Source organism: Streptomyces cyaneochromogenes (genome assembly GCF_003963535.1).
Lineage (GTDB): Bacteria > Actinomycetota > Actinomycetes > Streptomycetales > Streptomycetaceae > Streptomyces > Streptomyces shaanxiensis.
In genome coordinates this window covers 8,065,211-8,077,270 of record NZ_CP034539.1, presented here as the reverse complement: position 1 = coordinate 8,077,270, position 12,060 = coordinate 8,065,211, and the positions used below count along the sequence as shown (strand labels likewise).

The following is a 12,060-nucleotide window of genomic DNA, read 5'->3' as shown; positions in this document are numbered from 1 at the left end:
GGTCGAAAACTTTTCATGGCCCTCGGGCGGGCCGGAGAGGTGGTTCCCCATGGTCCGTACGGGCAGTGCGAGCGTGGCGGCCGGGCCTACCCTGGCGGTCGTCGCGCGCGAGGCCGGGGTGTCCGTGCCGACCGCTTCCAAGGTGGTCAACGGCCGGGAGGACGTGGCCCCGGAGACTCGCCGCCGGGTCACCGAGGCGCTGGACCGGCTCGGCTATGTCCGCAGACCCCGCTTCGACGCGGCGAAGACACCGGGCCTGGTCGACCTCGTCGTGCACTCGCTGGACACCTCCTGGTCGGGCGCGGTGCTGCACGGGGTGGAGGCGGCGGCCCACGACGCGGGGCTGGAGATCGTGGTCTCCGCCGGGCTGACCCGCACCCGGGGCGCGCGTCCGGAGCGGGGCTGGCTGGACAAGCTGATCGCGCGCGGTTCGTCCGGGGTGCTGTTCAATCTGGCCGAGCTGACGGCGTCGCAGTACGCATGGCTGGAGCAGCACCGCATCCCGTTCGTGATGATCGACCCGGTGCTGGAGCCTCCGCCGGGTGTGGTGTCGGTGGGCGCGGCGAACTGGCACGGCGGGGTGACGGCGACCGAGCACCTCCTGGCGCTCGGCCACGAACGCATTGCCGTCGTCGCCGGACACCAACGCAAGATGTGCAGCAACGCCCGGGTGGCCGGCTACCGCTCCGCGCTCGCCTCGGCCGGGATACGGCACCGTCCCGAGTACGTCCGGCACGCGGGCTTCGACGAGAGCGTCGCCCACCGCCGCACGCTGGACCTCCTCGACCTGCCCGAACCGCCGACGGCCGTCTTCGTCTGCTCGGACCGGATGGCCCTCGGCGTCTACCAGGCGCTGGCGGAACGGGAGTTGAGCGTGCCGGACGACATGAGCGTGGTCGGCTTCGACGACCTGCCGGAGGCCCGCTGGATCAGCCCGGCCCTGACCACGGTCCGCCAGCCGCTGTCGGAGATGGCGGCGACGGCGCTGAGGCTGCTGGTGCGGATGATGAACGGGGACCGGCCGGAGAGTACGCGGACGGAGTTGTCGACGCGGCTGGTGGAGCGGGGCAGCACGGCGATACCGCGCCAGGGGTCGGGGTCGTCCGGTTGAGAGCCTGTGAAGAGACCCCCGTCGTCCGCCCGGAGGGCGGGCGCCGCGGCGCAGGCGGGGGTTTCTTCACACGCTCTGAGCTTGTTCTTTATCTACCAGCCTGCCCAGGCACATGAGGAGCGCCCCTTAACCTGCACCTCTCAGCCTGCGGCTGGTCTCGGGCTGAGATGCTTCAGCTCATGATCGAGCCGCCTCTGATCGGCATCACGCCGGTGATTCCGCCCGTCGCCACCTCCTGGCAGCGCATCGACGCATGGCTGGCCCGGCATGCGCCCGCTCGACTCGCAGAGCTTGCTCCCCCGGCTTCGCCACAGGCCATCGACCAGCTCGAAGTCGCGTTGGGCGTACGTCTTCCCGCCGACCTGCGCGCATCGCTCCTGTGCCACGACGGGGATTCGTCCTACCTCGGCATTCTGCCGTGCGGCCCGCTGTACTCCACGGACGCAATCGCCGACGTGAGACAGAGGCGCATGAAGACCTGGGAGGGCGAGGACGACCCAGACGAGCAGGAGACTCCGTGGTGGGGAAGGCAGTGGATCCCCTTCGCAGGCGGCGATGGCGATGAGCACTTCATCGACGCGGGCCCGGGCTTGTGGCAGGACCATCTCGGTCGCGCCCCGCACGCCGACCATGCCTACTTCCTGGGGTGGCCGAGCCTTGGAACCTGGCTCCACGAGGTGGCCGAGGCCATGGAACACCACGATCGGACCGACCGGCTCGACTCCGTCGCCCATCCCTCCGTAGACGAGGACGGAGAGATCGACTGGTGAGCAGAGGGACGCGCTGTTGAGTCGGTCGGTCGTACTCGCCTCGGCATGCCTGGGTCGGTGTGGCACCTGGCATCGAACGACGTCTCGCACTAGGTCGCTCACCTGGGGATTCCCCGGACACGGGGGCGGCCTTCGTCTGAATCATGTGCTCCGACCAAGGTGCACATATCCACGACGAAGGCCGTGAGGGTGAGTCTGCTGCCAGATGCTGTGCGGAGGGAAGCGTTCGCGGAAGCGTCACGCTTCCGGGGTGAGTTCTATGAGTGTCTGACCGCCCGGCGTGACGAACTGTTCGAGCTGACCGACGCGCTGCTGTGTGTCGACGGGCGGGTGGTCTCGCCGGTGGACCTGACGCTGGTGCCCGAGCACCGTCGTGGGCACGGAGCGTTGTACGGCGCCCTCAACCACGGCCGGATCGACGTCGACAGGTTGCGGTCCTTGCTGGCCGACATGCCCCTGCCCCGCTTCGACGGCGGGCGTCTGGTGCTGGCGGTCGATGTGTCGCCGTGGCTGAGGTCGGACGCGCCGTGCTCGGCGGACCGGCTGTTCTGCCACGTCTACGGGCGGGCGAAGTCGGCGTCGCAGTTCATTCCGGGCTGGCCGTACTCCTTCGTCGCTGTCCTGGAGCCCGGTGCCACGTCGTGGACCGGGATCCTGGACGTGGTCCGGCTCGGGCCCGAGGACGACGCGACCGCGGTCACCGCTGCCCAGCTGAGGTCCGTGGCCGAACGGCTCATCACGGCCGGCCAGTGGACGCCGGGAGACCCGGACATGACGATCGTCATGGACGCCGGCTACGACGTCACCCGCCTGGCCTGGGTACTGCGGGATCTGCCCGTCGAGCTGGTCGGGCGGATCCGCAGCGACCGGGTGATGCGTCTGCCGAAACCACCGAGGATGCGCGGCGTCAACGGCCGGCCACCCAAGCACTGGCCGGAGTTCCGCTTTGCCAAGCCCGAGACCTGGCCCGATCCGGCGATCACCACGGCCACCGACACGGTGAACTACGGAAAGGCCGAAGCCCAGGCGTGGGACCGGGTCCACCCGAGACTGACCCACCGCTCGGCCTGGCTGGAGCACGACGGCGAACTCCCCATCGTCGAAGGCACCCTGGTCCGGTTGAAGGTCGAGCACCTCTCGAAGGAACGAGAGGCCCCGCCCGTGTGGTTGTGGTCCTCGAAGACCGGCGCCGCCCCTGCGGACGTGGACCTGTGGTGGCAGGTGTTCCTCAGGAGATTCGACCTGGAGCACACCTTCCGGTTCGGAAAACAGACGCTCGGCTGGACCACCCCGAAAATCCGTACTCCCGAGGCAGCGGACCGCTGGACCTGGCTCCAGGTCGTCGCCCACACCCAGCTCCGCCTCGCCCGGCCGCTGGCCACCGATCTCCGCCGGCCCTGGGAGAAGCCTGCGAAACCCGAACGCCTCACCCCGGCCCGGGTCCGCCGAGGGTTCAGGAACATCCGCGCCCACCTGCTCTGCCCGGCCCGTGTTCCTCAACCCACCGGAACCGGTCCCGGACGCCCCCTCGGCTCGAAGAACCGGCGACCCGCCACCCGCTACGACGTCGGCAAAACCGTCAAACGCCCCGAGACCCTCAAAGCCATCGGCAAGCCCGGAAGATCTTGGTAGATAAAGAACAAGCTGAGGTGCCCCCACCCGTGGTTCAGCCCCGTGCGCGGGCGAGCAACGCGGCGTGGGGCAACGTGAGGACACCGTTCTCGTCGGCGAACTCCTCGCTGAAGAGGTCGAAGTGGCGCTTGATCTCGGCGCGGATCGCAGGGGTCTGGCTCTGCACCGTGCGGCCGCCGCACGCCACGCCGGCCGCAGGGCCGCTCCACCACTCCTCGACACCGGCCCGGTGGTCCCAGCGCAGGGTCTCGCAGGCGGCCTCGCGCAGTCCTGCCGAGCCCATGAGGCCGGTGAGGCCGCTCTCGTCACGGGGGAAGTCGTCCTGCGGGGCCAGTCCGGCGGCGAGGTGCGGGGGGCGTACGGCGCCGGCGGCCTGGATCGCACGGCCCAGCAGAGTCTGGCCCGGGGCCGGTGGTGCCGCCCAGATCGTCAGGGCGACCCAGCCGTTCGGCCTGACGACACGGCGCAGTTCGGCCAGGGCGAGCCGGGGCCGGCCGACGTGGTTCAGCACGAAGTTGGCCACGACGGCGTCGAACTCACCGTCAGGGAAGGGGAGTTCGGGGAGGACCGCGACCCGCACGTCCGCCTCGGGCGCCGCTCGTGCTGCCAGCTCCACCATGGTCGGCTCCGCGTCCACGGCCGTCACCCGCGCGCCCCGGGCGCATGCGGCGGCAGCGACCGTACCGGGACCGGTTCCCACGTCCAACAGCCGTATTCCCGGTCCGACTTCAGCGGCATCGAGCAGCCTGGGCACCGGATGGGCGCACAGTCCGGCGTAGCTTCCGGCATAAGCGGCCCCTCGGCCCGCCCACACCAGTCGCTCACTCTCGTCGAAGCTCGTCATCGACATCCGCCGCACCCCCGGGCTCGGTCAAGATCAACGTGTCGGGTCCATCTTCCCGGACGCGGCCTCCGGGCAGGTCCTCCCCCAGCCAGACGTGCAGGACGTCGCGCCGCTCCTCGGGCGTCGGCCGGCTCCTGGAACTCGACGACGTGCGCGTCCAGGGGCGGGAAGCCGAAGGCGCCGAAGGTACCGAAGGTGCTGACCGAACCGCTCCTCGAGGAGCTGCGCGCGGGCCGGCACGACCCGCTGATCGCCACCCGCCGCCCCGGGGGCCGCGCCCTGCTCTCCGTACCGCTCGCGGACGAGGAGTACGTACTGGTCGCGGCACCGCGATGGACACCGCGCACCGGCAGCGCCCCGGCGCCCGACGACCTCTGCGCCCGGCTGAAGGACGTCCCGCTCGTCACCTGCGCCGAGGACCTGCCCATCGTGCGCCGCTACTGGCGGCTCGTCTTCGGCAAGCAGCTCACACCGATGCCAACCCCGACGTCCTGCGCGTCGTCGACACCCTCCGCCGGGCCGCGCTCGGCTGGCAGGAGCCCGATTCCGAACGCCGTACCGGAACCCAAACGTTGGACCGACAGAGTGGTCGCTGCACTTATCGGCCCGTATGCCCCGGTAGCGATCATTTTGACTGCTAGCTTCGCGAGCTGTCGGAGGGGTCCCGGGGGCGTGCGAGCCGAGGCGGGACCATCGCTATGAGCTGAGGCGAGGGTGACGGGTATGAGCGAAGTGCCGGAGAGGCCGGCGGTGGCTCCGTTCAAGCGCAGGAGTTTCCTGGCGTCGGCGGCGGTGGCGGCCGGAGCGCCGGCCGCGGTCGCCGGTCCCGCCCAGGCTGCCGCCGCACTGCCGGAGAGCGGGCCGCTCGCCGCGCCCGCCCTCGGGTCAGTGGCGCGGCTGATGGCCGTTCCCGAGACCGGGCGCGGCGTCGAGTGGCTCAGGTCGTCCCTGCAGGTCGCGGTGGGACTCGAACTCGCCACCATCCCGCCGTACTTGTGCGGCTGGTGGTCGGTCAAGGACCGCCGCAGCGAGGTCGCGCGGATGATCCGGCGCATCGTCGGCGACGAGATGTTCCACCTGAGCATCGTCAGCAACCTGCTCGTGGCCGTGGGCGGCAGGCCGCAGATCAAGGCCGCCGCGCCCGTCTTTCCCGGTCCGCTGCCCGGCGGTGTGCGGGCCGGGGTGAACGTCTACCTGTCGGGCCTCAGCAAGCCCTATGTCCGCGATGTGATGATGGCGATCGAGGCGCCCGAGGAACCCCTCACCCGCAACGCGCAGACCTCGCCCACCGTCGGCGAGTTCTATGCCGGGATGCTGAAGGCGTTCCTGACCGTGCGGCCGGAGCTGTCGGTGCGGGGACAGGTGTCCGAGCACGTCGGCGGCGACGACCTGCGGCCGATCGAGAACCTCGACCACGTCGAGCGCGCCATCGAGATCATCAGGGAGCAGGGCGAGGGCACCTCCGGTTCCCCGGCCGACCCCTTCGAGGACGACGAACGGGCGCACTACTACGCCTTCGGCGAGATCTACTACGGCCGGGAGCTGCGCGAGACCGACGAGGGCTGGCGGTACGTCGGCGCGCCCGTGCCCTTCCCCGACGTGCGCCCCATGGCCCCGGTTCCGGCCGGCGGCTGGCCCACCCCCCAGGACGCCCATGTCCGCGGGCTCCTGTACCGGTTCGACGCGACCTACAGCACCGTGCTGGACACCCTCGACGCGGCCTGGTCCGGTGGCGGCCACCGCGCGCTGAACGCGGCCGAGCACGCCATGCGCGGGCTGGAGCGTCCCGCCGTGGAACTGATGGAGACCCAGATCCCCTACTCCCCGGGCCACACCTACGGCCCCCAGTTCCGCGCACTCCCCAGGCCGCCCCGCGCTTCGTAGCACGGCAAGGGGTCGGAGGGCCGCTCCTGCGAGCGGCCTTCCGCCGTGTCTAGTCCAGCCCCGCCGACCAGTTGACGCCGCCCAGCAGGTGCGCGCGGAAGTCCGGGTCGTCGTAGGCCTCGGCGGCGTGGCCGAGGGCCGTGTAGAAGACGCGGCCGGATCCCTGCTCGCGGCACCACACCAGCGGGTGGTCCTCCCCCATGCCGCCTCCGTCGTACGACGACTCCTCGGCGCAGGCCAACACCCGTACCGAACCTCGGGGGTTGCTGCGGAAGTCGTACCACTCGTCGGCGAAGTCCCACACGGCGGGCAGATGCCGGGTCGCCGGATGGTCCCGGTCCTCGACGACCGCCTTGCCGGGCTGGTACTCGGGGTGCCGGCCGAACCGCGCGCCCAGCAGCTCGCCGTAGTACGGCCAGTCGTACTCCGTGCAGGCCGCCGCGTGCACGCCGGTGAAGCCGCCGCCCGACTCGACGTACGCGGCGAGCCGCTCGCGCCCGGCGGGGGTGAGCACCTCGCCGCTGGTGGAGAGGAACACGACGGCCGCGTAGCCGTCGAGGGACCTCTCGAAGGCTTGCGGATCCTCGGTGTGGTCCACCTCGAAGTCGCCGATGGTGCGTACGGCTTCGACGCCGGCCGGGATGGATTCGTGCCGGTAGCCGGTGGTGCGGGTGTAGACGAGGAGCCGTGCGGACATGCCGTCGAGCCTAGGTGAGCCGGGGTCGGGAGCCCACTGCCGCCGGTGATCCGAAAGTTTCGGATCGCCTGGGACGGGGCCGCCCAACACCCCGCGTTGTTGGGTCGGTTCACCCTCACGCACACCCTCGGTCTCGCGACAATGCGTGCATGACCCATGACTGGCAGCAACAGATCCACGCGCTCCACGACGAGCTGATCCGCCGCGACGACCCCGCTGCCTGGGTGCGGGAGGCCGACGCGGTGGACGCCTCGGTGCGCTATCCGGGGTTCGCCCTGCGTGGGCCGGTGTTCGGGGTCGCCGCGCAGGAACCGGCGGTGGGGCCCGAGTGGCGGGTGCTGAAGCCGGTCGTGCACGGGATGCCGCAGATGTGCCGGGACTCGCTGAACAGCCATCTGTGGTTCCGCGCGAAGGACGACACCGACGATCCGGCGGTGCGACGTGAACTGCTCGCCGCCGTGGACGTGTTGGAGCGGGAGCCGGTGAACGAGGTCGAGGCATGCGGGGTGCGGTACCGGATCGTGCGCGGGGACGAGTTCACGCGCTGCGACGGCAGCGACCGGCTGGAGCCGCCCCGCCCCACCGACCCCGAGCCCACAGTGCGCACGTGGGAGCGGCGCGCGGGTCACACCCCCTCCCCCGACCTCGACCTCGTCCTCGACCCGGGCCCCGGGGACGACGGTCCGATGGCGGGCGCCCTGCGGGCGGGGCTGCGCGGCTTCGTGTACCGGGGCGTGCGGTTCCCGGCCGAGGTGCGCCGGGACTCGGAGCGTGCGGTGCGCTCGCATCCGGGGATCGTGCTGCTGCCCGTCTGTTTCGGCGTGGTCGAGCGCGAACGGACCGGCTGGGAGCCGGCCCTGGCGCTCCAGTCCACTCCGCACGACGCCCGGCGTGCGCTCCATGACGCGATGGTCGAGTTGTGGCCCCTGCTGTACCAGTACGACGACGAGAAGAAGGCCGTCTACGAGAAGGCGGCCGAGGAGTTCCGGGCACTCGAACGCGCCGACGAGGCCCGGGTGGCGGGGCGGACGCTCCGGGTCTGCCGGGTCGAGCGCATGCTCCGAATGGGCCCCGACGGCCCGGAGCCCCCGCGCCCCTCGGACGTCGACGAGTACGGCCCGATGAAGATCCACCCGAAGCTGCTCGACGACGGCACGGTCGTCCACGAGGAGTGACCGGGCTCCCCATCCCCGTTACCGGCGCACAGGTGTTCCATTCCGCGGGCCGTTCTGCGTAGCCTCGGCAGCGATGAACGCCATTCCCGCGCTCCTGGATCATCTCGTCCTCGCGACCCCCGACCTGGCCGCCACGGTCGCCGACTTCACCCGGCGCACGGGCGTGACCCCGGCCCCGGGCGGCACGCACGTCGGGCTCGGCACCCGGAACCACCTGGTGTCCCTGGGCGGCGCCCGCTATCTGGAGATCATCGGCCCGGATCCCGAGCAGTCCGAGCCCGGGCAGCCCCGCCCCTTCGACGTCGACGGGTTCACCGCCCCGCACACGGTCACCTGGGCGATCAGCCCGCCGGACCTGGACGCGGCGATCGAGAGCGCCCGAGCCCAGGGCTACGACCCGGGCTCCGCGCAGGCGATGAGCCGCCGCAGACCCGACGGCACCCTGCTGCAATGGCGGCTCACCGACGGCGACGACGCCCACCCCTCCGGCCTCGTCCCGTTCCTCATCGACTGGGGCACCTCGCTCCACCCCACCGCCTCGGGCCTGCCCACCACACCCCTGCTGTCCCTCTCCGCGACCGCCCCCGACCCGGACGAGATCCGGCGCCTGCTGACGGCACTCGGCACGAACCTCGACCTCACGACGGGCCCGGTGGGGATGTCGTTCACGGTGGACACGCCCCGAGGCCCGGTGACCTTCCACTGACGCGGCGGCCGCGAGGCGTCCGATTCCTTCAAGACCCGCCGCTCCCCGGCTGCCTACGGTGGCCGCATGACTCCACGATTCGATGCCATCGGCCTCGTCGTCTCCGACATGGCCGCCTCCGTCACCTTCTACCGCCGTCTCGGCTTCGCCTTCCCCCAGGGCTCCGAGTCCGAGCCGCACGCCGAGGCCGAACTGCCGGGCGGGCTGCGGCTGTTGCTCGACACCGAGGAGACCGTACGGTCCTTCCATGCCGGCTGGCAGCCGCCCACCGGTGGCAGCCGGGCCGGGCTGGCCCTGCGGTGCGCGGATCCGGGTGAGGTGGACACGGTGTACGAGGAACTGGTCGCCGCCGGCTGCCACGGCGAGCTCAAGCCGTGGGACGCCTTCTGGGGCCAGCGCTACGCCACCGTCCACGACCCGGACGGAAACGGCGTCGACCTGTTCGCCCCGCTAGGGCCGGCAGAGTAGCTCGCCCAACGGCATGCCCGCCAACTCCTTGACGTCCCGCGCCAGATGGGCTTGATCAGCGAATCCGGCCCGGGCGGCCGTGTCCGCGAAGGGCACACCGTCCCGCGCCAGGGCGAGGGCTCGCTGCAGCCGCAGGATCCGGGCCAGCGTCTTGGGGCCGTAGCCGAAGGCGGTGAGACACCGGCGGTGCAACTGCCGTGCGCCGATGCCGAGTTCGTCGGCCGTGGCGGCGACCGGTTGCCCCGCCTCAAGGGCGGCCACGACCCGCCGCAGCAGAGGATCAGACGGCCCGGCGTCAGCGGCACGCTCCAGCGCCAGGTCTTCCAGCGCGGTCACGGGGTCGGGCGCGGCCCCGATTCGACCACGCAGTCGTCGTACGTCCGAGGCCGGCCACAGATCCGCGAGCTCGACCCGCCGGTCACGCACTTCATGCGCCGGCACGCCGAGAAACGCGGGCGCGGTCCCCGGACAGAAACGGACACCGACCCAGGTACTCGGCTCCCCTTCGGTGACGTAGGCGCGCGTGTCGGGCCCGGCGACCAGCAGCCTGCCGTCGTTCCAGAGCAGATCCATGCATCCGTCAGGGAGGACACGCCCTACGCCGGACTCGTCCGGGGTGTTCGTCCAGACCACAGCACCGGCCAGCCGGGACGCCCGTTCCGCGTACATGACGGCAAGGCTACGCCGCAACGCCCTGAAGGGGCGCGGGGCTGTCTCGATGTGCGGCTCCGCCGCGTGGGCGCGACCAGCCACGACGTACGCGCAGCCCGCAGACAGCACGCACCCCCACGGCGATCCCCGCCCTACCCCACGACCACCCGCCCCCGATGCTCCTGCGGACTCACCCCGTACACCCGCTTGAACGCACTGGACAACGCGAACGCGCTCCCGTAGCCGACCCTGCGCGCGATGGAATCCAACGTGTCCCCGGTGTCCCGCAACGCGTCCGCCGCCAGCGCCAGCCGCCACCCCGTCAGATACGTCATCGGCGGCTCCCCCACCAGTTCGGTGAAGCGCCGCCCCAGCGCGGCCCGCGACACCCCCGCCTTCGCGGCCAGCGAGGCGACCGTCCAGGGGTGCGCGGGATCGTCCTGGACCAGCCGGAGGACGCGCCCGACGACCGGGTCCGCCAGCGCCCGGTACCAGGCCGGCGCCTCCGCCTCCGGACGGGAGAACCAGGCCCTGAGCGCGGCGATGACCAGCAGATCGAGCAGCCGGTCCAGGACGACCTCCTGACCGGGCTCGTCGCGGACGACCTCCTCCATGAGGTACGGCGTCAGGGGGCAGTTCCACACGTCGGCCGTGAGCGCCAGCAGCGGCGGCAACGCGTTCAGCAGCCGCCCGCTGATCTCGCCCTCCCACAGATACGTGCCGATCAGCATCACGGCCGAGCCGTCCACCCGGTCGCCCCAGGTGCGCACGCCGAGGTCCATCGAGCCGTTGAGGGCGCGTCCGTCGGGGTAGCGGCACTCGGCGCCCGGCAGGATCAGGGCCTGGGGCGGGGTGCCGGGGTCGTCGGCGCAGGTGTAGTGGTCGGGGCCGCGGGCGATGGCGAGGTCGCCCGCGCGCAGCCGGATCCTCCCCCAGCCTTCGGCCGGGGGGACCCCCATCTCGCTTCGCTCCCCCTGGTCCTGGTCGGGGATCACCCAGGCCTCGCCGCGGACCATGACCATGACGGTGAGCGGGGCGCGGTCCTCGACCCTGATGGACCACGGCGGCTCGAAACACGCGCGGATCATGAAGGCGCCACGCGCGCGTGGCCCCTCCAGCAGGCCTGCAAGGGCATCCATGCCGCCAGCGTAGACGCGCGCGCATGGGAATGAGCCGTTCAGCGATGGGCCGTTGAGGCGCGCGACCGTTGACTGGAGGCATGACTCAGAACACGGCCGACAAGGCGAACACACAGCGGATGACGGTGGTGGTGACCGGTGCCTCGGGTCGTACGGGCAGCCGGGTGGCGCAGGCGGCGCACGCGGCGGGACTCACGGTGCGGGCCGCGTCCCGGGCGCAGGGCTTCGACTGGGAGGACCCGACGACGTGGGCCCGGACCCTGCGGGACGCGGACGCGGCGTACCTGATGTACCCGTTCGACATCGGCTTTCCCGCGGCGGCCGAGGGCATCGGGGCGCTCGCCCGCGAGGCGGTCGGGCTGGGCGTACGGCGACTGGTGCTGCTGTCGGCGCGCGGCGAGGACCAGGCGCTGCCGGCCGAGGAGGCGCTGAGGTCCTCCGGCGCGGACTGGACGATCGTACGGGCCACGTGGTTCTCGCAGAACTTCAGTGAGGGGCCGCTGGTGGAGGGGATGCTCCACGGGGAGCTGGTGTTCCCGGCGGGCGAGGTGCGCGAGCCGTTCGTCGACGTGCGGGACATCGCGGACGTGGTGACGGCCGTGCTGACGTCCGGGGACCGCTATGCGGGCCGGACGCTGGAGCTGACCGGGCCACGGCTGCTGTCCTGGCGGGAGGCGGTCGCGGAGATCTCCGCGGCCACGGGCAGCACGATCACGTACACACCGGTCCCGACCCGGGCCTACGGCGAGGTCCTGGCCGGCTTCGGGGTGCCGCCGCAGGAGGTGGAGCTGCTGATCGAGGTCTTCGCAGGTGTCACGGACGGCCGCAACGCCCATGTCACGGACGACGTCCGCGCGGTACTCGGCCGTGAGCCGCGCGACTTCGGTGACTTCGTGCGGGAGGCAGCGGCGGCGGGGGCGTGGAAGCCCTGAGCGGCTGCCGTCCTCGGTCGCCGGCCCCTGCCCGCGACCCGGAACCGACGC

At 71.8% G+C, this 12,060-nt stretch carries 13 protein-coding genes; 9 read left to right on the top strand and 4 right to left on the bottom strand.

From position 1 onward, the window contains the following. The first annotated feature begins 49 nt into the window (after nucleotides 1–49). From EJ357_RS36570 to EJ357_RS36560, 3 genes are all read left to right on the top strand, one after another. On the top strand, nucleotides 50–1,111 hold the full coding sequence (locus EJ357_RS36570) for a LacI family DNA-binding transcriptional regulator (protein WP_126395952.1): 1,062 nt from the start codon (nucleotides 50–52) through the stop codon (nucleotides 1,109–1,111). 179 nt (nucleotides 1,112–1,290) lie between these two features. After that, entirely contained in the window at nucleotides 1,291–1,881 is a 591-nt protein-coding gene (locus tag EJ357_RS36565; protein WP_175647648.1) for an SMI1/KNR4 family protein, read from the top strand. Nucleotides 1,882–2,070: 189 nt separating this feature from the next. Then, on the top strand, nucleotides 2,071–3,513 hold the full coding sequence (locus EJ357_RS36560; RefSeq protein ID WP_126395950.1) for an NF041680 family putative transposase: 1,443 nt from the start codon (nucleotides 2,071–2,073) through the stop codon (nucleotides 3,511–3,513). 34 nt (nucleotides 3,514–3,547) lie between these two features. On the opposite strand, the gene EJ357_RS36555 is transcribed toward EJ357_RS36560, so the two are convergent. Further along, nucleotides 3,548–4,357 carry a class I SAM-dependent methyltransferase gene (locus tag EJ357_RS36555; RefSeq protein WP_126400490.1) on the bottom strand — a complete coding sequence of 270 codons (810 nt, stop codon included), beginning with the start codon at nucleotides 4,355–4,357 and terminating at the stop codon, nucleotides 3,548–3,550. Nucleotides 4,358–4,552: 195 nt separating this feature from the next. On the opposite strand from EJ357_RS36555, the gene EJ357_RS50820 reads away from it, so the two are divergent. Further along, the gene (locus EJ357_RS50820; RefSeq protein ID WP_407698436.1) at nucleotides 4,553–5,059 is read left to right on the top strand and encodes a type 2 periplasmic-binding domain-containing protein; all 507 of its coding nucleotides are present in this window, start codon (nucleotides 4,553–4,555) and stop codon (nucleotides 5,057–5,059) included. A gap of 21 nt (nucleotides 5,060–5,080) precedes the next feature. Further along, nucleotides 5,081–6,241: a ferritin-like domain-containing protein gene (locus EJ357_RS36540; RefSeq protein WP_126395949.1), complete on the top strand. Its 1,161-nt coding sequence runs from the start codon at nucleotides 5,081–5,083 to the stop codon at nucleotides 6,239–6,241. A 49-nt stretch (nucleotides 6,242–6,290) separates the two neighbouring features. On the opposite strand, the gene EJ357_RS36535 is transcribed toward EJ357_RS36540, so the two are convergent. Continuing rightward, on the bottom strand, nucleotides 6,291–6,938 hold the full coding sequence (locus EJ357_RS36535; RefSeq protein ID WP_126395948.1) for a ThuA domain-containing protein: 648 nt from the start codon (nucleotides 6,936–6,938) through the stop codon (nucleotides 6,291–6,293). Nucleotides 6,939–7,087: 149 nt separating this feature from the next. On the opposite strand from EJ357_RS36535, the gene EJ357_RS36530 reads away from it, so the two are divergent. The 3 genes from EJ357_RS36530 (at nucleotide 7,088) to EJ357_RS36520 (ending at nucleotide 9,287) form a co-directional block, all read left to right on the top strand. Continuing rightward, nucleotides 7,088–8,113 (top strand): DUF5954 family protein, encoded by a 1,026-nt coding sequence (locus tag EJ357_RS36530; protein WP_126395947.1) that lies wholly within the window; start codon nucleotides 7,088–7,090, stop codon nucleotides 8,111–8,113. Between the two features lie 73 nt (nucleotides 8,114–8,186). Further along, complete coding sequence (locus EJ357_RS36525) at nucleotides 8,187–8,819, top strand: VOC family protein (RefSeq protein ID WP_126395946.1); 633 nt, start codon at nucleotides 8,187–8,189, stop codon at nucleotides 8,817–8,819. A gap of 66 nt (nucleotides 8,820–8,885) precedes the next feature. Next, nucleotides 8,886–9,287: a VOC family protein gene (locus tag EJ357_RS36520; RefSeq protein ID WP_126395945.1), complete on the top strand. Its 402-nt coding sequence runs from the start codon at nucleotides 8,886–8,888 to the stop codon at nucleotides 9,285–9,287. Here EJ357_RS36520 and EJ357_RS36515 read toward each other — a convergent pair. Together EJ357_RS36515 and EJ357_RS36510 are read right to left on the bottom strand one after the other, a co-directional pair. After that, on the bottom strand, nucleotides 9,270–9,956 hold the full coding sequence (locus EJ357_RS36515; RefSeq protein WP_126395944.1) for a helix-turn-helix transcriptional regulator: 687 nt from the start codon (nucleotides 9,954–9,956) through the stop codon (nucleotides 9,270–9,272). The two genes, EJ357_RS36520 and EJ357_RS36515, sit on opposite strands and share 18 nt — an antisense overlap. Before the next feature lie 134 nt (nucleotides 9,957–10,090). Beyond that, on the bottom strand, nucleotides 10,091–11,077 hold the full coding sequence (locus tag EJ357_RS36510; protein ID WP_126395943.1) for a helix-turn-helix transcriptional regulator: 987 nt from the start codon (nucleotides 11,075–11,077) through the stop codon (nucleotides 10,091–10,093). Nucleotides 11,078–11,157: 80 nt separating this feature from the next. Here EJ357_RS36510 and EJ357_RS36505 point away from each other — a divergent pair, with 80 nt between their 5' ends. Further along, entirely contained in the window at nucleotides 11,158–12,009 is an 852-nt protein-coding gene (locus tag EJ357_RS36505; protein ID WP_126395942.1) for an NmrA family NAD(P)-binding protein, read from the top strand. Nucleotides 12,010–12,060: the final 51 nt, after the last annotated feature.

Excerpts from the sequence above, each read along its gene's own strand:
- EJ357_RS36515 (WP_126395944.1), bottom strand. The coding sequence starts at position 9,956 with ATGTACGCGGAACGGGCGTCCCGGCTGGCCGGTGCTGTGGTCTGGACG.
- EJ357_RS36555 (WP_126400490.1), bottom strand. The coding sequence starts at position 4,357 with ATGACGAGCTTCGACGAGAGTGAGCGACTGGTGTGGGCGGGCCGAGGG.
- EJ357_RS36505 (WP_126395942.1), top strand. The coding sequence starts at position 11,158 with ATGACTCAGAACACGGCCGACAAGGCGAACACACAGCGGATGACGGTG.
- EJ357_RS36525 (WP_126395946.1), top strand. The coding sequence starts at position 8,187 with ATGAACGCCATTCCCGCGCTCCTGGATCATCTCGTCCTCGCGACCCCC.
- EJ357_RS36535 (WP_126395948.1), bottom strand. The coding sequence starts at position 6,938 with ATGTCCGCACGGCTCCTCGTCTACACCCGCACCACCGGCTACCGGCAC.
- EJ357_RS36530 (WP_126395947.1), top strand. The coding sequence starts at position 7,088 with ATGACCCATGACTGGCAGCAACAGATCCACGCGCTCCACGACGAGCTG.
- EJ357_RS36570 (WP_126395952.1), top strand. The coding sequence starts at position 50 with ATGGTCCGTACGGGCAGTGCGAGCGTGGCGGCCGGGCCTACCCTGGCG.
- EJ357_RS36520 (WP_126395945.1), top strand. The coding sequence starts at position 8,886 with ATGACTCCACGATTCGATGCCATCGGCCTCGTCGTCTCCGACATGGCC.
- EJ357_RS36510 (WP_126395943.1), bottom strand. The coding sequence starts at position 11,077 with ATGGATGCCCTTGCAGGCCTGCTGGAGGGGCCACGCGCGCGTGGCGCC.
- EJ357_RS36565 (WP_175647648.1), top strand. The coding sequence starts at position 1,291 with ATGATCGAGCCGCCTCTGATCGGCATCACGCCGGTGATTCCGCCCGTC.
- EJ357_RS36540 (WP_126395949.1), top strand. The coding sequence starts at position 5,081 with ATGAGCGAAGTGCCGGAGAGGCCGGCGGTGGCTCCGTTCAAGCGCAGG.